15 protein-coding genes and 3 tRNA genes are annotated in these 21,869 nt (G+C 68.2%); 9 read left to right on the top strand and 9 right to left on the bottom strand.

Annotation, left to right across the window (positions count from 1 at the left end; all coding sequences use genetic code 11):
- Positions 1-32: 32 nt before the first annotated feature.
- Both AC5RVS_RS00210 and AC5RVS_RS00205 read left to right on the top strand, forming a co-directional pair.
- Entirely contained in the window at positions 33-395 is a 363-nt protein-coding gene (locus AC5RVS_RS00210; protein ID WP_493988854.1) for a PadR family transcriptional regulator, read from the top strand.
- Positions 395-1,738 carry a permease prefix domain 1-containing protein gene (locus tag AC5RVS_RS00205; protein ID WP_494106646.1) on the top strand — a complete coding sequence of 448 codons (1,344 nt, stop codon included), beginning with the start codon at positions 395-397 and terminating at the stop codon, positions 1,736-1,738. The genes AC5RVS_RS00210 and AC5RVS_RS00205 overlap by 1 nt, the downstream gene beginning before the upstream one ends.
- Positions 1,739-1,797: 59 nt before the next feature.
- On the opposite strand, the gene AC5RVS_RS00200 is transcribed toward AC5RVS_RS00205, so the two are convergent.
- Together AC5RVS_RS00200 and AC5RVS_RS00195 are read right to left on the bottom strand one after the other, a co-directional pair.
- Positions 1,798-1,886: transfer RNA gene (locus AC5RVS_RS00200), tRNA-Ser, on the bottom strand.
- A 65-nt stretch (positions 1,887-1,951) separates the two neighbouring features.
- Positions 1,952-4,018 (bottom strand): prolyl oligopeptidase family serine peptidase, encoded by a 2,067-nt coding sequence (locus AC5RVS_RS00195; RefSeq protein ID WP_494106645.1) that lies wholly within the window; start codon positions 4,016-4,018, stop codon positions 1,952-1,954.
- Between the two features lie 59 nt (positions 4,019-4,077).
- Here AC5RVS_RS00195 and AC5RVS_RS00190 point away from each other — a divergent pair, with 59 nt between their 5' ends.
- Complete coding sequence (locus AC5RVS_RS00190; protein ID WP_494106644.1) at positions 4,078-6,081, top strand: FAD/NAD(P)-binding protein; 2,004 nt, start codon at positions 4,078-4,080, stop codon at positions 6,079-6,081.
- A 119-nt stretch (positions 6,082-6,200) separates the two neighbouring features.
- On the opposite strand, the gene AC5RVS_RS00185 is transcribed toward AC5RVS_RS00190, so the two are convergent.
- The 3 genes from AC5RVS_RS00185 to AC5RVS_RS00175 all read right to left on the bottom strand — a co-directional run bounded on the left by AC5RVS_RS00185 (position 6,201) and on the right by AC5RVS_RS00175 (position 11,626).
- Positions 6,201-10,613 carry an ExeM/NucH family extracellular endonuclease gene (locus tag AC5RVS_RS00185; protein WP_494106643.1) on the bottom strand — a complete coding sequence of 1,471 codons (4,413 nt, stop codon included), beginning with the start codon at positions 10,611-10,613 and terminating at the stop codon, positions 6,201-6,203.
- Positions 10,614-10,845: 232 nt separating this feature from the next.
- The gene (locus AC5RVS_RS00180) at positions 10,846-11,346 is read right to left on the bottom strand and encodes a septum formation family protein (protein WP_493988859.1); all 501 of its coding nucleotides are present in this window, start codon (positions 11,344-11,346) and stop codon (positions 10,846-10,848) included.
- Positions 11,347-11,538: 192 nt separating this feature from the next.
- Positions 11,539-11,626 (bottom strand) — tRNA-Ser (locus AC5RVS_RS00175).
- An 88-nt stretch (positions 11,627-11,714) separates the two neighbouring features.
- Here AC5RVS_RS00175 and AC5RVS_RS00170 point away from each other — a divergent pair.
- The 5 genes from AC5RVS_RS00170 to AC5RVS_RS00150 all read left to right on the top strand — a co-directional run bounded on the left by AC5RVS_RS00170 (position 11,715) and on the right by AC5RVS_RS00150 (position 16,434).
- Positions 11,715-12,695 (top strand): NAD(P)H-quinone oxidoreductase, encoded by a 981-nt coding sequence (locus AC5RVS_RS00170; RefSeq protein ID WP_494106642.1) that lies wholly within the window; start codon positions 11,715-11,717, stop codon positions 12,693-12,695.
- Positions 12,696-12,777: 82 nt separating this feature from the next.
- Complete coding sequence (locus AC5RVS_RS00165; protein WP_493988861.1) at positions 12,778-15,075, top strand: carbon starvation CstA family protein; 2,298 nt, start codon at positions 12,778-12,780, stop codon at positions 15,073-15,075.
- Positions 15,075-15,281, top strand: coding sequence for a YbdD/YjiX family protein (locus AC5RVS_RS00160; protein WP_493988862.1), 207 nt, complete (start codon positions 15,075-15,077; stop codon positions 15,279-15,281). Before AC5RVS_RS00165 ends, AC5RVS_RS00160 begins: the two co-directional genes overlap by 1 nt.
- Positions 15,282-15,334: 53 nt before the next feature.
- Positions 15,335-15,973 (top strand): bacterial proteasome activator family protein, encoded by a 639-nt coding sequence (locus AC5RVS_RS00155; protein WP_493988863.1) that lies wholly within the window; start codon positions 15,335-15,337, stop codon positions 15,971-15,973.
- Positions 15,974-15,978: 5 nt separating this feature from the next.
- A complete protein-coding gene (locus AC5RVS_RS00150; protein ID WP_494106641.1) occupies positions 15,979-16,434 on the top strand; it encodes a hypothetical protein in 456 nt (151 codons plus the stop codon).
- Between the two features lie 374 nt (positions 16,435-16,808).
- On the opposite strand, the gene AC5RVS_RS00145 is transcribed toward AC5RVS_RS00150, so the two are convergent.
- The gene (locus AC5RVS_RS00145; protein WP_494106640.1) at positions 16,809-17,573 is read right to left on the bottom strand and encodes a hypothetical protein; all 765 of its coding nucleotides are present in this window, start codon (positions 17,571-17,573) and stop codon (positions 16,809-16,811) included.
- 556 nt (positions 17,574-18,129) lie between these two features.
- Here AC5RVS_RS00145 and AC5RVS_RS00140 point away from each other — a divergent pair.
- Positions 18,130-19,467: a DUF2254 domain-containing protein gene (locus AC5RVS_RS00140; RefSeq protein WP_494106639.1), complete on the top strand. Its 1,338-nt coding sequence runs from the start codon at positions 18,130-18,132 to the stop codon at positions 19,465-19,467.
- Between the two features lie 80 nt (positions 19,468-19,547).
- Here the strand turns inward: AC5RVS_RS00140 and AC5RVS_RS00135 are convergent, their stop codons facing one another.
- The 3 genes from AC5RVS_RS00135 to AC5RVS_RS00125 all read right to left on the bottom strand — a co-directional run bounded on the left by AC5RVS_RS00135 (position 19,548) and on the right by AC5RVS_RS00125 (position 21,843).
- Complete coding sequence (locus tag AC5RVS_RS00135) at positions 19,548-19,730, bottom strand: hypothetical protein (RefSeq protein WP_493988867.1); 183 nt, start codon at positions 19,728-19,730, stop codon at positions 19,548-19,550.
- A 390-nt stretch (positions 19,731-20,120) separates the two neighbouring features.
- Positions 20,121-20,196: transfer RNA gene (locus tag AC5RVS_RS00130), tRNA-Thr, on the bottom strand.
- A 90-nt stretch (positions 20,197-20,286) separates the two neighbouring features.
- On the bottom strand, positions 20,287-21,843 hold the full coding sequence (locus tag AC5RVS_RS00125; protein WP_494106638.1) for an alpha/beta hydrolase: 1,557 nt from the start codon (positions 21,841-21,843) through the stop codon (positions 20,287-20,289).
- Positions 21,844-21,869: the final 26 nt, after the last annotated feature.

Below are 21,869 nucleotides of genomic sequence, written 5' to 3'. Positions count from 1 at the left end.
ATACCTTGCAGATCTAGGTATGAGGAGGCCCGGTGCGCATTGATAAGGACCTGGTCGCCGCTTCGGCCACCCCGCTGGTGCTGGGGATATTGGCGGAGGGCGAACTGTACGGCTACGCGATCAGCAAACGCGTGAGCGAACTGTCCGACGGGGGGCTGGAGTGGACGGACGGCATGCTCTACCCGCTGCTGCACCGACTCGAGCGGTTCGGGTATGTGTCGTCCTCGTGGGGCCTCTCGGAGGCCGGGCGGCGGCGCAAACACTATGCGCTCACGGCCCAAGGACGCGAGGCGCTCGCCGAACGGCAGCAACAGTGGACGGTTGTCGCCGAGACGCTGCGGCGGGTGTGGCAGGCGGTGCCGCCGCCCGCCGCTCCGGTCGAAGGGTGGGCCTGATGGAACCCCATGCCGAGTTGGAAGCACAGATAGACCGGTGGCGCGGGTACGTCCGGCGGCGCCAGGCGATTTCACCCGCGGACCTCGATGAACTGGAGGACCACCTGCGCGGACAAATCGCCGACCGGCAAGCATCAGGACTGGACGACGAGGAGGCCTTCCTCGTAGCGATCAAGCGCCTGGGCAACCTGGATGCGGTCTCGCGCGAGTTCGCCCGCGAGCACTCCGACCGGCTGTGGAAGCAGCTGGTGCTCGTCCCGCAGGACTCCGACACCGCAGCGCCGCCGTGGCGGGAGCTTGCTGTGGTCCTCGCGCTCGCCGTTGGGGCAGGGGCGGCCGTCAAGGCAGGCACCGTGTGGCTCGATGGCGCGGCCCTGGCGCGGAACCTCGGCCTCCTCGTCTTCCCGTTCCTTGCCGCGTATTTCGCCTGGAAACGCCGGTTGACGGTGTCCATGGCGGCGGCGCTGCTCCTCCCGTTTGCCGCGCTGGCGGTGCTGCTCAATGCCTACCCGTTCGCGGCCGCCGGTTCCACCGAGGTGCTCGCCGTGCTGCACGCCCCGGTCGTCCTGTGGCTGCTGGCGGGCGTGGCGTACGTTGGCGGCAGGTGGCGGGACCACAACCGGCGCATGGACTTTGTCCGGTTCACCGGGGAACTCGCGATCTACTTCACGCTGCTGGCCCTCGGCGGGGCTGTGCTGATTGGGCTCACATTCGGGGCGCTGCAGGCTGTCGGCGTCGACTTCGAGCCGGCGATGGAGGCCTGGATACTGCCGTTCGCCGTTCCGGGTGCGCTGGTCGTAGCAGCCTGGCTGGTCGAGGCCAAGCAGAACGTTGTTGAGAACATCGCCCCGGTGCTCACCCGCGTCTTCACGCCCCTGACCATTGTGATGCTGCTGGCGCTGCTGGCAGTGCTCACGGCGGCCGGCGGCCTGGTGGACGTCGACCGGGGACTGCTCATCCTCATGAACGCGATCCTCGTGCTCGTCCTGGCCCTGCTGCTGTACGCGATCTCCGCCCGCGAGGCGCTGGCGCCGCCGGGCCTGTTCGACGGCCTGCAATTGGTCCTCGTCGCCGCCGCGGTCGCGGTCGACGCGGTCATGCTGACGGCGATGCTGACCCGGATCGCCGAATTCGGTACCAGCCCCAACAAGGTCGCCGCGCTCGGCCTGAACCTGCTGCTGTTGGTGCACCTCGTGAGGGCAGCGTGGCTTACCGTCGGGTTCCTGCGCGGGCGGCGCCCCTTCGCCGCGCTTGAGCGCTGGCAGACGGGGTACCTGCCGGTCTATGGTGCCTGGGCCGCCGTCGTCGTCGTGGTCTTCCCGCCGGTCTTCGGCTTCGCCTGACGGGCGGGGCCCGGCGCCAGCAACGCAAAAACTCCCCCGGTTTCCCGGGGGAGTTGACGCGGAGACGGGGGGATTTGAACCCCCGGTCGAGTTTAACCCCGACCCTTCATTAGCAGTGAAGTCCATTCGGCCGCTCTGGCACGTCTCCATACGCTATTGCTAGCCACACAAGACTACCCAGAATCCGGGGCCAAGAGCAAAACCGCGAACGGGCTAGCCGGCCAGCGCGCGCCACAGGAACGCGTGCGAGAGTGCCTGCAACCGGGCCGTCTGCTTGTTGTCGCTGGCGCCGGCGTGGCCGCCCTCGAGGGCTTCGTGGAACCAGACGTTCCGGACCCCGAGCTCCTGCATCCGCGCGGCCATTTTCCGGGCCTGCACCGGGCCCACCCGGTCGTCCGAGGTGGCGGTCCAGATAAGCGCGTCGGGGTACTCGGTGCCAGGCTGGAGCAGGTGGTAGGGCGAGAACGTGCGGATGAACTCCCACTGCGCCGGGTCCTCGGGGTCCCCGTACTCCGCAATCCAGGAGTAGCCGGCGGAGAGCTTGGTGTAGCGGGCCATGTCCAGCAGCGGCACCCCGCAGGACACGGCGCCAAAGAGGTGCGGGTAGCTCGTCAGCATGTTTCCCACCAGCAGGCCGCCGTTCGAGCCACCGGCGCAGCCCAGCCGCTCCCGGCGGGTGACCCCGCGGTCCGTCAGGTCCTGCGCCACCGCGGCGAAGTCCTCGTAGGCGCGGTGCCGGTTGGACTGCAGCGCCGCCCGGTGCCAGCCCGGGCCGTACTCGCCGCCGCCGCGGATGTTGGCCACCACGTACACGCCGCCGCGGCCATCCGGGGTGCGCTGTTCCAGCCACGCCCGTCCCACCGTGCCGCTGTAGCCGGGGGTCCTGGCCACTTCGAACCCGCCGTAACCCGAGAGCAGCACCGGGTTGCCGCCGTCGTACTCAAGATCCTTGGGGCCCACCTGGAAGTAGGGGACCTGCGTGCCGTCCTTGGAGGTGGCGAAGTGCTGCTGGACCTCGTAGGCGGAGGCGTCAAAGTACGACGGCGATGCCTTGACTTCCAGCGCCGGCCCGCCGATGGTGCCGCGCGAGAGGGTCGACGGCGTGAGGTAGCCTGTGGCCACCAGCCAGTAGTCGTCGGATTCGTCGTCGTCCACTCCGGAAGCATCCACTGCGTGCAGCGGCGGGCAGTCCCGGAGTTCGGAGGCGGCCCACTGCGCGGCGGGATCCAGCACCAGGATCCGGGACGAGACGTCCTGCAGCAGGTTGAGCAGCAGGTAGTTCCTGGTCCAGCTCCAGGACTGCAACGAGGTCGCCGCATCGGGGGCGAAGAGGACCTGCAGGGAACGGTCGCCGGCCAGGAACGCCTCCAGGTCGGCGGCGAGCAGGGAGCCGGCCGGGTGGACGGTGCCGTCCAGCTCCCAGTCGCCACGCGGCCGCAGCAACAGCCACTGGCGGTGGAGATCCACGTTCACGTCCGTGGGAACGTCGATGGGCAGCCACTCGCCGTCGCGCCGCAGGTAGGTGCGGTAGTTGAAGAAATCGATCACGTCCACCGCCACGTCCCGTTCGAAGCCGGGGGTGGAGTCGTGGCCCACCTGGGCCAGCATGTGGTCCCGGGGGACGTCGAAGTACTCCGTGGCAGCCTCCGGAGCCTGGCCGCGGCGCAGGATGCGGCTGGTCCGCGGGTAGGAGGAAGTGGTCAGCGAGCCGGGGCCGAAGTCGGTGCCCAGCAGGATGCGGTCCTCGTCCAGCCAGGAGACGTAGCTCTTGGCCACCGGAATGTCGAAGCCGCCGGGCACGAAGGCGCGGTCCTCGACGTCGAACTCGCGCAGCCGAACCGCGTCGCCGCCGTCGGGCGAGAGCCGCAGCATGGCGCGCCGGTAGCTGGTGCCGTCGGCCGGACGCAGGAAGGAAGAGCCGGCATAGACCCAGTCGACGCCCTCGGCAGCGGCCAGCGCATCAACGTCCAGCAGCACCTCCCAGTCCGGGGAATCGGTCAGGTAGCTCTCCCAGCTCGTGCGGCGCAGCAGGCCGCGGGGGTTGGCCTTGTCGCGCCAAAAGTTGTAGTAGTGGGGGCCGCGCTTGGTGACGGCCGGGATCCGGTCCTCCGCGTCCAGGACCTCCAGGATGCCGGCTTCCAGCGCTGTGAACGAGTCGTCCACGAGCTTCGCCTCGGTGCGTTGGTTCTGCGCCTTCACCCACTCCAGTGGCAAGGCGCCGTAAATGTCCTCGAGCCAGATGAACTCGTCCTGGGGCAGATGCTGGGTGTCTTGGGCCATGGACCCATCCTAGGCATGCCGCCACGGGGAGCCGGCTGCCAACCCGTAGGCTAGACGGCATGGACAATCCGGTCAGTTACCGTGTGGCGATCGTGGGCGCCGGCCCTCGGGGCACCTCCGTGCTGGAGCGGTTGCTGTCCAACCACCGGGCACACGGCGGGGCGCCGCTGCGGATCCACCTGGTCGATCCCTACCCGCCCGGCGCCGGGCATGTCTGGCAGCCGGGCCAGTCCCGGTTGTTCCTGATGAACACGCCCTGCCTGTTCCCCACGGTGGTGCCCGCTCCGGGGACCGGGCAGGTGGGCCCCGATCCGGTGGCGGGGATGACCTTCGAGGCCTGGCGCTCCGCCGTGGCGGCCGGCGGCCTTCCCGAGGTGCCGCAGGAGGACCGCGAGGAAGCCGCGGCGCTGGGGCCAGCCGATTTTCCCAGCCGGGCGCTCTACGGGCGCTACCTGACCTGGACCTTCGCGCAGTTGGCCGCCCGGACCGGGGCGGACTTCTCCCTCACCGTTCATCCGGCGGAGGCCACCGGTCTCAACGAGCACGACGGCGAATGGCAGCTGGAGCTGACCGACGGTGCCACCGTGGCGGCGGATGCCGTGGTGCTGGCCTTGGGTCACGTCCCCGCGGCGCTGAATCCTGAGCAGCAACAGCTTCAGGATGCCGCGGCCCGGCACGGCCTGAACTACCTGCCGCCCAATGTGCCGGCCGACGTGGACTGGGATCGGCTCCCGCCCGGCCGCACGGTGCTGGTGCGCGGCATGGGGCTGAACTTCTTCGACCTGATGGTGCAGGTCACCGAGGGCCGCGGCGGGCAGTTCCTCCCGGCGACGGACACCGAGCCGTTGCGCTACGTACCTTCGGGTCAGGAACCGCGGCTGGTGGCCGGCTCCCGGCGCGGCACGCCGTACCGGGCGAAGGCCAGGATCGACACGTATATTCCGGCCGGTGTGGAGCTGCGGCATTTCACCACGCAGGCGGCCCGCCTGTACGCCGAAGCCGGCGTGCAGCCGGGCTTCGACCACGACCTGTGGCCGATGCTGCACCGCGACGTCTACTGGGCCTACTACTCCACGCTCGCGCGGGTGGAACCGGAGTGCCTGAGCGTGCCGCCCGAGGAGCTGCTGGCCGGACTGGGGCAGCTGCTGGCGGAGAAAACGGAGCCGGGCAGCCGCACCCTGCAGATGCGGGCGGGGGCCTACCTCGCCGAACGGGTCGCCGGGCACCGGCTGCTGGATGTGGAGGCCCTGGCCAAGCCGTTCAACGGGCGGAAGTTCGCCTCCGCCGCGGACTGCCAGCACGCGGTGCTGGACTATCTGGATGCCGATGCGGAGGGCTCTGCCCGCGGTACCGACGATCCGCTCAAGATGGCCATCGGGGCGCTCAACGCCGGGCGGTCGCTGTTGAAGAAGATCGTGGCCGACGGCGGCATTACCGAGGAATCCTGGCTGGCCGAACTGCGCGGCTGGTTCGAACCGCTGGTCGAAGGGCTGGCGAGCGGACCTCCTGCCCAGCGCATCGAGCAGCTGGCCGCCCTGGCACGGGCCGGCATCGTCCGGTTCGCCGGGCCGGAACCGGTTTACGAGGTGGACCCGGACAGCGGCCGGTTCCGGGTGACGTCTCCGTGGATCGACGGCGCCGAGTACACCGGCGCGTACCTGGTGGAGGCGATGATGCCGGCCAACCGGGTGGCCCACAACCGGTCTCCGCTGCTGCGACGGATGCTCGAGGACGGCCTGGTCCGGCCGAAGCTGATGATCGGGCCCAACGGACAGCCCGTGACCGCGTCGGGCCTGGACGTGACGCTGCCGCCCTACCGTCCGCTGAACCGGAACGGCCAGCCGGCCCGCAGCCTGTATGTGATCGGACTGCAGCTGTCCTCGGTCCAGTGGGGCACGTCGATCGCCGCCGAGGCGGGGGCGCCGGGCGACACCGGCGGCCGCACGCTGCAGGATGCGGACCGGATAGCGCGCGCCATCCTGGCCGCGGCAGACAACAGGAGCCTGGCCGACCCGGCGCAGGCGAGCACCGACGTCGTCGCCAGCGGGGTTCCGGGGTCCTAACCCGGCCATGGACGCGCGTAGGCCCTCCCCGGTTGGGGGAGGGCCTACGCTCTGGCTTCTAACGGGCGTAGCCGGCGCGTGGGCCGCTCCCCGGTGGGGAGCGGCCCACGCGGTCGTTTCTAACGGGCGTTGCCGCCGTCCTTTGTCTTGCCCATGTCCAGGCCCACGATGATCGGGTCGTGGTCGCTGGCCCGGTAGGGATCCGGCGCATAGAAGTCGGTGGCGTTGTAGTTGTACCGGCTGTACTCCAGCGCGATCGACTCCACCGAGTTGATGTTCCAGATGTCGGCGCCCTTGACCTTCGCGTCCGCCGCTGGCGAGGCGAAGATGTAGTCCAGCGAGCCGACCATGCCTCCGAAGCTGTAGCTGTGCTCGCCTGTCTTGGCGCCCTGGTCGACGTACCCGGCGTCGGTCAGGACCCTGATCGGGTCCTCCTTCGCGTAGGCGTTGAAGTCGCCGGTCAGCAGCACCTTGTCGGTCCGGAACTGTTCCTGCAGCCGGTCCGCGAAGCCCACCAGGGAGTGCGCCTGCGCGGTGCGGGCAGCGTTCCAGGCGCCCTGGCCGTGGTCGGCGTTCTCGCCCGAGTTGGGGCCCGAACCCTTGGACTTGAAGTGGTTGGCGATCACGATGAAGGTATCCGAGGCGCCGTTCTTGGCCTTGAAGGCCTGGGCCAACGGCTTGCGGGCGTTGGCGAAGGCCTCGGTGTCGTTGTGGATCACCGACTCCTTGACCGTCTTCACCGCGTCCTTCCGGTAGATGAACGCGGTGCGGATGAAGTCTTCATCCGCCAGGGCCGGTAGATCCTTCGGCGAGCGGACGTAGTCCCAGCCGCCATGCTTGCCCTGGCCGGTGTGTTTTCCGTGGTGGCGGGTGTCGCCCAGCTCTTCGTTCAGTGCGTCGGTCAGCGCGGCAAGGGCCGCATCGCGGTCCTTGCCGAATCGGGCGGAGTTCTCGATTTCCTCCAGCGCCACGATGTCCGCGTCCAGGGCGTTGATGGCGGCAACGATCTTGGCCTGCTGGCGTTGCAGGTTCTCCGCGTCCCAGGCGCCGCGGGCGTCGCAGTTGCGGGCCGTGATCGGGTTGCCGTCGCGGTCCAGGTAGGCATTGCAGTCCGCCAGTTGGTCTCCCGTGGTGGTGAAGTAGTTCAGCACGTTGAACGACGCGACCTTCACGTCCCCGCGCACCTTCTCCGGGGAGGTGGTGCGGGTGTTCTGGAACGACGCCGGCTGGACGGTTCCGGCGTTCTCCACCGTCAGGTGGCCCAGCGGCTGGAGCCGCCACAGGTTAAAGCGGTAGTCCAGCACCACGCTGGTGGTGAACTCGGCGGGGGATCCCACCCGGACCGGATCGTCGGCGGAGAGGTAGGGCAGCGGGATGTCCTTATTGGCGTCGGCGCCCAGGTAGTTGACGCTTGAGCCGTCGTCCAGCGTGACGGCCAGGGCGGCGTTCTTCTCGGTTTCGGCCCAGAAGGCGTCCGATCCGTAGGTCCCGACGGCGGTCGGCTGCACCAGCGGGGAGTTCCCGGCGGCCAGGCCGATTTCACCGTACTGGTTCAGGGAGTAGTTGTCGGTGACGGTGAAGCCGCCCTGGGGGGCCAGCAGCATGCCCTCGAACTTCTCGCGCTCCTCGTCGGTGGCGGGCCAACCGATGGCGGCCGCCTTCGGAGCGGCGGCTGCCTCTGTGAGCAGCTTGAGTCCGTCGGCGGCCACCGTGAGCTCGGTCAGGCCGTGGAACTCGCTGACCTTGCCCGTGACCTCCACGAAGTCGCCAGCCTTCACCTGGCCGACCGTGGCCGGGGAGTAGACGAAGACGGCATCGGACGCCGTCCGGGCTGCTGCGTCGGTGTCGCCGCCGGTGCCTTCCGTCTGGATGTAGTAGCCGTCAAAGCCGCCCGTGGCGTAGGCGGCGGTGACCACGCCCCGGGTGGTCACGGTCTTGCCGGCCAGCGGGGACTGGGTGCCGGTGCCTTGGATGTCGGCGATGGCCACGGACTGCGGCTGCGGTTCGGGATCACCGCTGCCGTCACCCCCGCCGGTGCCCTGCGGGGTGATGTCTTCGCTGAGGCTGAAGTCCGCGGAGTTGTTGTCGGTGTCCGTTCCCCCGGCGCGGTTCAGCGACCGGACGTCCTGGTTGTTGTCCGGCGACTGGGCCGCTTCGGTTTCGAAGGTGTTCGAGGTGCCGTAGCCCAGCAGGTCCACCACGTTGGCGCGGTCGACGACCGAGCCGGTGCCCAGGTCCGCCACAGCACCGGCCTGGTTCGACAGCACCAGCGTGCCTCTCGTGCCGGACGGGGCCATGCCGGTCACCAGGTCAGGGGCCGGCAGTTCTTCGCCGATGCTGCCGTTGGAGTTGGCCTGCACCAGATAGTGTCCGCCGGCCTGGATGCTGCCGGACAGCTCTGCCACGGCACTGGGGTTTCCGGAGCCGGTGGCCGAGCGGTACTGCAGCGACCAGCCGTCGAGGCTGAGGTCCGCGTCCGTGGGGTTGTACAACTCCACGAACTTGTTCCGGTAGGCCGCACCGGCGCTGCCGCCGGACAAATAGGCCTCGTTGATGACCACATGGTCGGCGCCGGTGCCACCGGCAGCGAGGACGGCCGGCAGCCGGAAAGTGGTTCCGGACGCGTCCGCGGTCAGTTCGAAGTAGCCGCCGTCCAGCGCCGAGGGTGCGCTGAACTCGACGGAGGCAGCGCCGTCGGCCACCGGGAAGGTGCCCAGCGCGGTCCTGGTGCCTGAGGCGTCGACGTAGGCCAGCGACACCTGGGCGGTCACGGGGGCGCCCAGCGACGTGAGGTCCAGCTTGGTTACCTGCACGCTGACCTGCTGGCCGGGGCCGACGGCTTCCGGCGCGCCGGTGAGCTGCACGCTGCGGCGGGCGAAGTCCGGGGAGAGCGGGCTGTTGCCCCGGAGGTAGGCGATCCACGCGTCGCGGTCCACCAGGCCCGAGTCGCGGGTGTCCGTCCCGTCGTTAAAGATGTGGAAATTGTCGCCGCCCTGGGCCAGGAAGCTGAAGGTGCCCACGCGGTAGCCGCGCTCCGGGTCCAGCGGTTCGCCGTTGACCCAGACGCCGGTGATGCGCTCGCCTTCGGGCAGGGCCGGGTCGTAGGTGTAGTTGACGTTTTTGCTCAGGCCAAGCTGCAGGTAGGCGCGGCTCGGCACGTCACCGGCGCCGGTGCGCTGCCACTGCTGCTCCAGCATGGTCTTGACCTGCGCGCCGGTCAGCGTGGTGGTCCACAGGTTGTTCAGGAAGGGCAGCACCGCGTTGGCCTCGGCGTAGGTGACCGTGCCGTCGGGCGCGTAGTAGAGCTCGTTGCGCAGGCCGCCGGGGTTCACCACGCCGATCTCCGCGCCGCCGCGTTCGGCGGAGGAGAGCGACGCCAGCAGCGAGTCCGCCACCAGGTTGCCCAGCGTCGATTCGGAGGCGCGGTCATCGCGGTCCGGCTCCGTGCCCGCATCCGGCCCGTCGGGAAGGAACGCGGTGGTGATGTCGGCGGTGACGGAGCCAACCGGCTGGGCGCCGATCTCCGCGGCGTGCTCGAGTGCGGCCTGGACAATCGACGAGACCTCGGCCACCCGCGGGTAGGCGGCCACCAGGTCACCGTCCGAGGTCTTGGTCCGCGGCACCACGGCTCCGGTGTGCGCCACGACCTGATCCGTTCCGGCGTCATAGCTCAGCTGCACCTGGCCGATGTTCTCGCCGTAGGAGCCGGTCTGCACCACGGGCCGGGTCTTGCCCTCCGCTCCCGGGACCGGGGCGTCGAAGCTGTAGGCCTGGTGGGTGTGGCCGTTGAAAATGACGTCCACGTCCGGGCTGGTCTCGTTGACGATCCGATTGAACACCGCGCTGGCGCCTGCCGCGCCGCCCAGATCGGTGTTGGTGTTCGCTCCCTCGTGGAAGGACGCGATGATGACGTCGGCTTCGTCGCCTTCGCCGTCGGTCAGCCGGGCCGCCACCCGGTTGACTGCGTCCACCGGGTCGCCGAACTCCAGGTCCGCGATCCCGCCCGGGGACACCAGCGAGGAGGTTTCTTCCGTGACCACCCCGACCACGCCGACGTCCACGCCGTTGACCGTGACCAGCTCGTACTCGGGCAGGGCCGGTTCCGTGGTGCCGGCCCGGTACACGTTGGCGCCCAACTGCGGGTAGTCGGACGCGGCAGCCACACGGTCGGTCAGGTCGGCGAAGCCGCCGTCGAACTCGTGGTTGCCCACCGCCGTCGTCGCCAATTCCAGGGCGTTGAGCACGTCGATGGTCGGCTGGTCCTGCTGTGTGGAGGACGCGAAGACGGAGGCGCCGATGTTGTCGCCGGCGGACGTGAACAGCGTCCCCTCGGGGTTCTGCGCGCGGAGCTGTTCCACCGTGCCGGCAAACTTGACGGTGTTCGCGTCAATCCGGCCGTGGAAATCGTTGATGCTCAGCAGGTTAAGCTCGACCGGGTCGGCCGCGTGCGCAGGCATCGCGGCGAAAGGCGCCGCCACCAAGCCTGCCGTCAGGACCGCTGCCAGCGCGGTCCTCGGTGATGAAGTAGCCATGTGGCCCTATCTCTCAGGTGGAAGTGATGATCCTCGCACCGCAGGGAAGGGCTGCGGCACAGCTGGTTGCACGGTGCACAGGGCGCACCGCCCCCAGTCCAGCGGGCATGGATGAACGGGAGGTTACCCGAGGGCCATCAGCAGCGGAAGACTTCTGAGAAAGAACGTTTAAATGGGCGGGCGGAACGCCCCCCACCCTTGACAGGAAGGGCCTGGGGCTAGCGCCGGGCAGCTACCGCCGGGCGTCCTTGAGCGTGCCGGTGACGGGCTTCGAGCCTTCCTCGCCCAGCAGGCACAGCAGCTCCCGGTCCTGCTCGCCGGTCCAGCTGGCTTCGGTCGGGTTCAGGTAGGTCAGTTCCAGGGCCGAATCGTCGTAGGGGATGCCGGCGAAGGCCTCGAACTCGGCCACGCAGAACTCCTCGGCCTTGGCCGCCACTTCCTCGTCGCCGGGAAAATCGCCCTCGGGCAGGTTGCTGGCGGCAAACGCCTCCAGTTCGTGGGCCTGGTCGCACGGCACGAACTCCACCTCGGTCAGGCGGTCGGTGTCCGGGTTGTTCAGGCAGTCGCCCACCTTGATGGCGTAGGCGCCGGCGGCGGCGGCTTCGGTCACGGCACCGGATTCGTCCCGCGGCGGTTCCTCCGTTCCACCGCCACAGCCACTGAGCAACGCCACGAGGACGACGGCGGCGGCCGCCTTGAGCGGGCGGCGGACAGGTGCTGGCTGGCTGGGCACGGGGGACTCCTCAAGCTTTAGTGCGAACGGCTCCTAGCCGAGGGTATACCGGGGGAGCGCCGGGTCAGAATACTTGACGCCGGATGGCCGGCGACCGGAACATGCGGTGCGAAGAACCTGGGACTGCAGCAGGCGTGGGAGCACAAATGCAGCAGGTGCCCGGGCCATGCGGCCAAGACACCTGCTGCGAAGCGGAAGGTATGGGATTTGAACCCATGAGACGGGGTTACCGCCTACTGGTTTTCAAGACCAGCTCCTTCGGCCGCTCGGACAACCTTCCTCACCTTGTAGTCTGACACGGAGGGGTCTACCCGGGCAAAGCGCGCAGCACCGGGGGTTTTGATGTCCGGACAAGGCGAAAGGCTGGTATGAAGGCGGTTTTCTACGACGGAGCAGGCGGACCCGAGGTCATGAGCGTGCGGGACACCGAAGCCCCGCAACCGGCCGAGGGCGAAGTGGTCATCGACGTAGCTGCCGCAGGCGTGAACCGCGCCGACGTCCAGCAGCGGCTCGGCGTCTATCCGCCGCCGCCGGGCGCATCCGAGATCCCGGGCTTGGAAGTATCGGGCCGGGTAGCCGCGGTCGGTGCAGGCGTCGGCGGCCTACGGGTGGGCGACGAAGTGTGCGCCCTCCTGGCCGGCGGTGGCTACGCCGAGCAGGTGGTGGTTCCGGCAGGCCAGGTGCTGCCGGTCCCGCGGGGGACCGACGTGGTGACGGCCGCGGCCCTGCCGGAAGTGGCGGCCACCGTCTTTTCCAATCTCTTCATGACCGCGGGCGTGCAGGCCGGGGAAACGGTGCTGATCCACGGCGGCGCCGGCGGCATCGGCACCATGGCCGTACAGCTGGTTGCCGCTTTCGGCGCGATTCCCGCGGTGACCGCCGGCAGCCAGGAGAAGCTCGACGTCGCGCGTGCCCTGGGTGCCGAGGTGCTGATCAACTACCGCGAGGAAGACTTCGTGGAGCGGATTAAGGACGCCACCGGAGGCCGGGGCGCCGACGTCATCCTGGACGTAGTGGGCGCCAAGTACCTGCAGCGGAACGTGGACGCGCTCGCCACCTCCGGGCGGCTGGTGGTGATCGGGCTGCTGGGCGGGGCCAAGGCCGAGCTGAACCTTGGCCAGTTGATGGCCAAACGCGGGGCGGTCATCGGCACCACCCTGCGGGCGAGGCCGGCGGAGGAGAAAGCTGCCATCGTGCGGGCGGTCGCCGAGCATGTCTGGCCGCTGGTCGTCTCCGGCGACGTCAAACCCCAGGTGCACCGCACGTTCCCGCTGTCGGAGGCGGCGGCGGCCCACGAGTACTTCGATTCAGGCGAACACACGGGCAAGATCCTGCTCACTGCCTCCTGAAACCGGCTTTACCGTTCCCTCCCACGGGCGTCGCTGCTACGGTGCTGCGTACAAACGATCGGCCTTCGATGAGGGGAGCATCATGAGCGGGAATTTCAGCGGACCCCGGCCCGGGCAATCCGGGAGGAATGGTCCCACATCCGACGTGCTGGTGCAGGATCCGACCCTGCCGCCGGTAGCGCTGGATCCGGCCGCGGAGGCCGATGCCCGGAGGTGGACCCCGACCAAGATCGTGATCTGGGTGGCCATCGCCCTGCTGGGGGCCGTTAGTTGGAGCATCCTTGCCTTTTCGCGGGGAGAAACCATTAACGCGATCTGGTTCGTCTTCGCGGCCGTCTGCACGTATTTCATCGCCTACCGGTTCTACTCCAAGTTCATCGAGAACAAGCTCACCCGCCCCAACGACCTGAGGGCGACGCCGGCGGAGTACAACGCGGACGGTAAAGACTTTGTCGCGACGGACCGCCGCGTGCTCTACGGGCACCACTTCGCCGCCATTGCGGGCGCCGGCCCGCTGGTCGGACCCATCCTTGCGGCGCAGATGGGCTACCTGCCGGGCACCCTGTGGATCATCGTCGGCGTGATCCTGGCCGGTGCGGTCCAGGACTACCTGGTGCTGTTCTTCTCCATGCGCCGGGGCGGCCGTTCGCTGGGCCAGATGGCCCGCGAGGAACTCGGTGTCATCGGCGGCACGGCGGCCCTGATCGCCACGCTGACCATCATGATCATCATCGTGGCGATCCTGGCCCTGGTCGTGGTGAACGCCCTGGGCGAATCGCCATGGGGCGTCTTCTCGGTGGCGATGACCATCCCCATCGCCATCTTCATGGGCATCTACCTGCGTTTCCTCCGGCCGGGCAAGGTCAGCGAGGTCTCCCTCATCGGCTTCGTGCTGCTGATCGCCGCCATCATCGGCGGCGGTATGATCGCGGACACCGAGTGGGGCGCGGCGGTCTTCACGCTGGACAGGACCACCATCGCCTGGGGCATCATCATCTACGGCTTCATCGCGGCGGTACTGCCGGTGTGGCTGCTGCTGGCCCCGCGCGACTACCTCTCCACGTTCATGAAGATCGGCACCATCCTGATGCTGGCGCTGGCCATCGTGCTGGTGCGCCCGGAGATCAACGTGCCGGCGTTCAGCGAGTTCGCCGGCCGTGAAGACGCACCCGTGGTGGCAGGGTCGCTGTTTCCCTTCCTCTTCGTGACCATTGCCTGCGGCGCACTCTCGGGATTCCACGCGCTGATCTCCTCGGGAACCACGCCGAAGATGGTGCAGAAGGAGAAGCAGACCCGCTTCATCGGCTACGGCGGAATGCTGATGGAGTCCTTCGTGGCCATCATGGCGCTGGTCGCGGCCATCTCGATCGACCGCGGTATCTACTTCGCGATGAACGCTTCGGCAGCGGCCACCGGCGGCACTGTGGAAGGCGCGGTGGCCTTCGTCAACGGCCTGGGCCTGGCCGGCGTCAACCTGACACCGGACATGCTCACCGACCTGGCCAGCAACGTCGGCGAGGAATCGGTGGTATCGCGCACCGGCGGCGCGCCCACCCTCGCCGTCGGCCTGGCACACATCATGCAGGGACTGATCGGCGGCATCGGGATGATGGGCTTTTGGTACCACTTCGCCATCATGTTCGAGGCGCTGTTCATCCTCACCGCGGTCGACGCCGGTACCCGCGTGGCCCGCTTCATGCTGCAGGACACCGTCGGCAACGTCCTGCCGAAGTTCAAGAACATGTCCTGGCGGCCCGGCGTCTGGATCTGCACGGCCATTATGGTGGCGGGCTGGGGATACATCCTGATCCTGGGCGTCACCGATCCGCTGGGCGGCATCAACACGTTCTTCCCGCTCTTCGGCATCGCCAACCAACTGCTGGCGGCCATCGCGCTCGCGGTCTGCCTGGCCATCGCGGCCAAGCGCGGGGCGTTCAAGTATCTGTGGATCATCGGGCTGCCGCTGGCCTTCGCCGCCGTCATCACCATCTGGGCCTCGATCCTGAAGATCTTCAGCTCGGATGTGAAGGTGGGCTACTGGGCCAACCACATCGCCCACCGCGAGGCCCTGGCGGCCGGCGAAACGAGCCTGGGGAACGCCGCCTCGGTGGCAGAAATGGAGGCGGTGGTCCGCAACACCGCGGTGCAGGGCACGCTGTCCATCGTGTTCGTGGTGCTGACCATCATCGTCATCGCCACCGCCCTCATCGCCACCTACAAGTCCTGGCGGCTGGGCGGGGAACCCTCGCACGAGGACCCGGCGGTCGTCTCCTCCATCTACGCGCCGTCCGGTCTCCTGGCCACCCGGCCGGAGAAGGAACTGGAAAGGCAATGGAACGAACTGCCAGCGGACACCGGGCGCGCCAAGGCGGGCCACTGATGTCCGGCGTCATCTGGCCCCGGGCCCGCAGCGGCTGGCAGAGGTTCGCCTGGTACTTCCAAGGCGTCATGGGCGAGCACGCCTACCAGGACTATCTTCGGCACCACCGGCGGGCACATCCCGGCACGGAGCCGATGAGCGAGCGCGAGTTCTGGCGGGACAAAACGGACCGGCAGGAGAACAACCCGCAGGGACGCTGCTGCTGACCGGGGGCTGGAAATGATCTGCGCCCGCTGGTCGTCTCTGGCAAGATGAAAACATGAGCGAAGAGCAGACGCCGCAGCCCGCAGAACCGGTCATCCTCCCCGCGCTACCCAGCGGCCACAGCCCGGCCGCCGGAGAGCCCGTGAACCCGGAGCCCGGTCCCGCTGCGCGGCGATCCGGCCGCGGCAATTCCGCGCTGGCCGATCTGGTCGATGAACCGGCCAAGGTCATGCGGATCGGCACCATGGTCCGCCAACTGCTCGAGGAAGTGCGCAGCGCCCCGCTCGACGACGCCGCCCGCGTCCGCCTGGCCGAAATCCACGAGCGGTCCGTCAAGGAGCTTGAGGACGGGCTGGCACCGGAGCTGATCGAGGAACTGCACCGGATCAACCTGCCGTTCACCGACAACTCCACGCCGTCGGACGCCGAGCTGCGCATCGCCCAGGCGCAGCTGGTCGGCTGGCTGGAAGGCCTCTTCCACGGCATCCAGACCGCGATCGCGGCGCAGCAGGCCCTCAACCAGCAGATGGCGGCCCGCATGCAAATGCGCCAGCTGCCGCCCGGCACCATGATCGCGCCCGGCGTCGTGATTGGCGACGACGGAGAACCGCGCCGGGCCACCGGAGCCGAGGGGGAGAATGCCGGCTCGGTGCAGGGCGGCGAACGGCACACCGGGCCCGGACAGTACCTGTAGGACCGGTGGCGCTCTTCGGTGCTGCCCGGCAGGCCCGCCGGGAGGATAAGGAACTCGGCAAGGGAGTTTGGCGCCGCGCGCACGACCGCTTCCGGCGTGCCCTGGAGCGTTACCACCAGGTCCTCGAGGGCGTGGAGGACGACGGCCTTTACGGCGAGCTGCTGCCGATAGCAGACCAGCTCGCCGGCCTCCTGCCCCGGGTGCGCACCTGCTGCACGACCGCCCAGTCGCTGCATCCCACCGACGGGCTGGACATCCCCGGCGGTGCCCTGTCAGATGTCCACCGCAGCCTCTCCAGGGCCGGCAACTCCCTGGCGGCGGCCGCCCAGGCCGCCGCGATGGTCAGGCTCGGCGGCAGCCAAGGCTACGAAGCCGGCGTCGAGAACGTGCGCCGCCGCGCCGCCGTCGTTCTCTCGGACCTGGCCGATGCCGAGCGCGTGCTGGCCGGCCTGAAGCACTGACCGGCGCTGGCGCTGTGGGTCGGCCTCTGCTCGCAGTCCCGGGTACAGCTGGTCCACAATGGGAGCGAAGTAGTGAATCCAGAGGTAAGTCCCGAAGCCGATGAGGATCAACAGGAGAGCTGCCCCGATCACGACCCATGGATGTGGCCCCGACTTCCGGGTGAATCTGCCCATGGCCCCTCCGCGGAGAAAGACATCGCGTTTTCTGTTCCGGTCCGGCACCTGGAAATTGTGCCCCCGCACCCTCGCTGCGGCATGACCCCGCTCTTAATCGCCCTCGCGCCCCTATGGCGGGTTACGACCTCACTTTAGCAACATGACGAAACCGCGAGAGGCTGGTCGCTGATTTTCACGCAGCTATCGGCTCGGCGGCGTCAATTATTTCCCGTATCTGGGCCGGTGGGGGTACCAGGGCCGTCAAGGCGTTGGGGATCGCCGGTCACTCCGGTTTGATCCCGCCCGTTCCGGGGTTCATTATCGCCGCGCAGGAAGTAGGCGCCGACGGAGCCGGCGAGTGTCGCAAAAACGGCGACCGAGTAGATGGCCAGAAAAACCTGCAGCAGGCGGGCAAAGGCATCATCAGCACCCAAGCGGGTGCCGGTGATTGTCGACATCGCCGCGTCGTGCAGCGCGTCGGCGTAGCTGCCGTAGGAGCCGCTGATGTAAAGGAGCTGGCTGGATACCAGGACGACGACCGCAGTGACCGCAGCCAGCCACCCGATCCGGTTTGACAGCAAGCGCCCGGCCGAGCGTGAACCGCGCACACCGGCGGAAAGGATTCCGCCAACACGGGACAACCGTGCCACGCGCCAGATCCGCAAAGCCTGCAGTGCCCGGAAGAAGCGCAGGAAAGGAACCAGCAGAAAGATGACCTGCCACCAGTTGCGTTTCCAAAAACTCCACTGAAAGCCTGCAACGAACGCCCGCAGGAGAAACTCGGCCACGAAGACCGCCCAGAAAAGCCATCCCGCCGTGCCCAGGACCGCAAGCAGTACCGGGTCAGTCGCCAGTAGCTGGGCCAGCACGATGAACAGGAATAACACGCCCAGAATGCCCATAGGCCGGTCGAGCCGCGCGGCCAGCGCTTCGGCACGGCCGAGCTGTTCACTCCGGGGCTTGGGCTGACGTTCTTCACCCACGGCCCCGGCCCTCCTTGGCGGCGGCTAGGAAACCGGCAAGGTGTCCGGTGCCTGCGCCGGCCATCCTGCCACCCCGGGGGCGGTTACAGCCGGGGCTTCGGCCCCACCTGTAACAGAAAACGAACCCTACGGTCAGGATGCCAACGAGTCGCTTAAGCCGCGGAACAGGGGGCGCCGTCCGCTTTGCCCTGCCGCGACCGGAACCGCTTCCGCGACCCTTACCCATTGTCCCTGCCGGCCCGACGGCGTTGTATCCATGACCTGTCCAGCACCACATCATGTACGATCCTCGCACAGTGCGCCCACCGGGGGCGCGGTTCAGATAGGCGCTGTTTCCGTAACCGGGCGATTGCTTTCTTGTCAGTCTCAGCCGGCGTGTCAGACCGGAAGCGATGCAGTACGATGCGAGGGCCGACTCGCTGAGGGGGGAATCCATGGTCATTCCGGGACTGCTTTTGGGGCCGAAGACCCTAGGCTCTTGGCTCGGTGCGCCGGGTCCGCATACTCGGTGCAGGGGCACATGGGTCCTCACCTCACCGGGTGACGGGTAAGACCCGTGGGTCAGCGGGCGCTGCAGGTGTGGGACGCCTACCGCACGCAGCTCTGGCCGCTGCCCGCTCTGTCTGTTGCCGCTGCCGTGGGCTTGGGGGTGGCGCTCCCCGTTATGGACGCGGCCCTAGACGATGACATGCCGCGGTCCGTGGCCGGGCTGCTGTTTGGGGGCGGTCCCGAAGCGGCACGGTCGTTGTTGGAGACGATTGCGGGATCTCTGATCACGGTCACGTCGCTGACGTTTTCACTCACCGTCGTCACGCTCCAGCTGGCCAGCAGCCAGTTTTCACCTCGCTTGCTGCGCACCTTCACCCGTGACCGCTTCGTCCACGCGACCTTGGCCCTGTTTCTGGCCACGTTCGTCTTCGCCCTCACCGTGCTCAGAAGCGTCAGGACAGGAGGGCAGGAGAGCGGTTCCTTCGTCCCCGATATTTCCGTTACCGTAGCCTTCGTCCTGGCCGTCGCCAGCGTCTTGGCCCTGGTGCTTTTCCTGGCGCATCTCACACGCGAAATCCGGGTCGAAACCATGATGCGGACAGTGCACTCCGAGACCAGGGCGACCTTGGACCGAGTTTTCCCCGAGGACCGTCGTGATCGGCCACCGCACCCGGGGATGGAAGGCTCACCCGTGCACGTTCGAGCCGTGTCCTCAGGTTTTCTCACAGCCGTGGACGAAGCAGCCTTGGTAGCGGCCGCAACGGCCGCCGGCGCAGTACTCAGAATAGACTGCCCACCCGGCAGTTCCCTGATTGAGGGCGTCCCGCTCGCGAGGGCATGGCCGCTGGAGCCGGCCAAGAAGCTCACTGCCGAGGCCACTGAGCGGCTGCTGCAGCAGGTTAATGCTGCCGTCACCACCGGTTTCGAACGCACCAGCGTCCAAGACGTCGGCTTCGGTTTCCGCCAGCTCGTCGACGTGGCCGCCCGCGCGCTCTCGCCGGGCATCAATGATCCCACCACCGCAGTGCACGCTCTGGGCCATCTGTCTGCGCTGCTGTGCCGACTGGCTGCCCGGAACCTTTCTCCTCGAAGGCTCACCGATGATAGCGGTAGGGTCCGGGTGGAGTTAGCGCTGCCGTCGTTCGAAGACCTCCTAAACCTGGCGGTGGGGCAGCCGAGGCTGTACGGGATAAAGGATCCGGCCGTGGCCCAACGGATCGTGGAACTGCTCAAGGAAGTCTCATGGTGCGACCAGGAAGGCCGGTACCGGTCGGCTATCCGCGAGCAGCTTGCTCAGATGCGCGAAGCCATCGAAGCCGGCACCTACACCCAAACGGAACGCCGGCAGCTCCTCCGGGCGGTCACCGACGCAGCAGCCCCGCCCGTCATGCCTCCAGAACCGTGACGAGTGCCAGCAGGCCAGGCCTGCGCTGAACCAGCCGAACCTGGAACCCCCGCTGGAGGGCAGTTCTTCCTTGAAAACGTTCAAGCAGTACGAAACCGGCCAGGAGCCGTCAGCACTGCCACGGCCAGCGTGCCCGTGGGTGCCGCAACAGCGGAGAGCGCCCATCCCGCCAGCAGCGAACCGGCCAGGAACACCCGCCCGGTCGCAGCGAAACGGTCGGGGCAATGCTCGTCAAGACTTCGGTCGGTCAGGTTCCAAGACATCGGAGAGCGCCTCGCCGACGGCTTCATCGCCGTCGGCGATCTCGGGCAGCAGGTGAAGAAACACGCACGAGACGGCCAGTCCGCCTGCGAAGGAACCGGTGGCGCGTTCGGGAACTAAGGCCAGCGCACGCGTCCGGATGGCTGATGAGGGCAGCTTGGGCAGGCACCACGTATCGTGGTCCTCCCATCATCCTTGCGGTGTGCCCTTGCAACCCAAGCGGGTTCCGGCCTTGTGCCGTCGGCAGGTCGGGGGGAAGGGAGCCGGTGTTCCGTGGCTTCGCCCGCTGCGCTTCAGATGGCGGGATGCCATGGTAAGGCTGTGGCATGTGGTTTCATACTTGGGCCGATACGTGCCATTGGGATTTCTGGAACTCCCGAAATCCCGGGAAGTGGAGCCCCCTGCCAGAATCGAACTGGCGACCTTTTCATTACGAGTGAAACGCTCTACCGACTGAGCTAAGGAGGCCGGGATCTTCACCGTTTCCGGGCCGAATCCACGAAGAACAACTATATGGGAGCCGTGGCGGGCCGGTCAAAACGACCGGCCCGCGCTGGCTCAGGAGCAGACGGTGCCCTCGGCCGGCATCGTGCCGTCGGCGAAGTAGCTGTCCACCGCATCGCGGATGCAGGTGTTGCCGCGCCCATACGCCGTGTGGCCTTCGCCCTCGTAGGTCAGCAGCGTGGCCGACGCCAGGTCCTCGGCCATCGATTCGGCCCACTCGTAGGGGGTGGCCGGGTCGCCGGTGGTGCCGATCACCAGCATCGGCGCGGCCCCCTCGGCGTGGATCGGGGCGCGTTCACCGGTCGGCTCGTACGGCCAGTGCTTGCAGTTCGCCCCGCCGTAGGCCAGGTAGCGGCCGAGGGTGGGGGAGGCCTGCTCCAGTTCCTTGGCGTCCTCGCGCATGGCGGCCAGGTCGGTCTCCATCGGGTAATCCAGGCAGTTGACCGCCATGAAGGCGAACGTGCTGTTGCTGGTGTAGCGGCCGTCGGTATCGCGTCCGGCGCTGCTGTCCGCCAGCAGCAGCACGGTGCTGGGATCGCCCTGGAACGCGCTGGTCAGCGCCTGGGTGAGGATCGGCCAGCTGGCGTCGTCGTACAGCGGCACCAGCAGGCCGGAGACAAAGGTGCCGACCGGGACCAGGCGGCCGTCGGATGCGGTGAGCGGGCTCTCCTCGACCGAGCGGATCAGGTCGCGCAGCTGGGCCACGGCGTCGTCCACGCTGCCGCTCATCGGGCAGCCGTCCTTCTCCAGGCAGGACTCCGCGTAGGCGTGGATGGTGTCCTCGAAGGCGGCCGCCTGGCCCAGCGTGATTTGTTCGTTGCTCAGCGAGGGATCCAGCGCACCGTCCAGCACCATCCGGCCGGTCCGCTCCGGAAACAGCCCGGCGTAGGTGGCGCCCAGGAACGTGCCGTAGGAGAAGCCCAGGTAGTTCAGCTTTTCGTCGCCGACGACGGCCCGGATAATGTCCATGTCCTTGGCGGCGCTGACGGTGTCCACATGGCCCAGGACCTCGCCGGTCTTCTCCGCGCACTGGGCGGCGAGTTCGGCCGCATCGTCGATCGCCCGCTGGAGGTCCTCGGCCGAGTCGCGGTCGTACTCCGCCTGCCGGGCCTCGTCGCGTTCGGCGTCGGTCTGGCAGGTCACCGGCGCCGAGCGCTGGACGCCGCGCGGATCGAAGCCGACCAGGTCGTACTCGCTCCGCAGCTGCTCGGAAAACATCGTCTGGAGGCCGTCGCGCAGCAGGTCGTAGCCGGAACCCCCGGGTCCGCCCGGATTGACCAGGATCGACCCCTGCGCCGAACCGCCGGCGTCGCTGCGGACGGTGGCAATCTGGATTCGTTCGCCGCCGGCATCCGAGTAGTCCAGCGGCACGTCGACGTCCGCGCACTCCAAACCGTTCTCGCACGGCTGCCAGTCAACGTCCTGCGTGTAGAACGGCATCAGTTCTTCGGCCACGCCGTTGGTGACCTGCGCCGGGTCCGCGGGCTCGCGCTCCTGTTCCGGGGCGATCACCGAACAGCCGGAGCCCAGCAGGAGGACGACGGCGGCCAGCACCGCTGCTGCGGAACGGCGCGCTGTGGAAGCGGGGTGCCTGGGGCGGGTGTGGGGCATGCGGGCGGCTCCTGGATAGTGCTGCG

Source organism: Arthrobacter sp. Y3221048, assembly GCF_059092685.1.
This window is presented reverse-complemented; position numbering and strand designations above follow the sequence as displayed.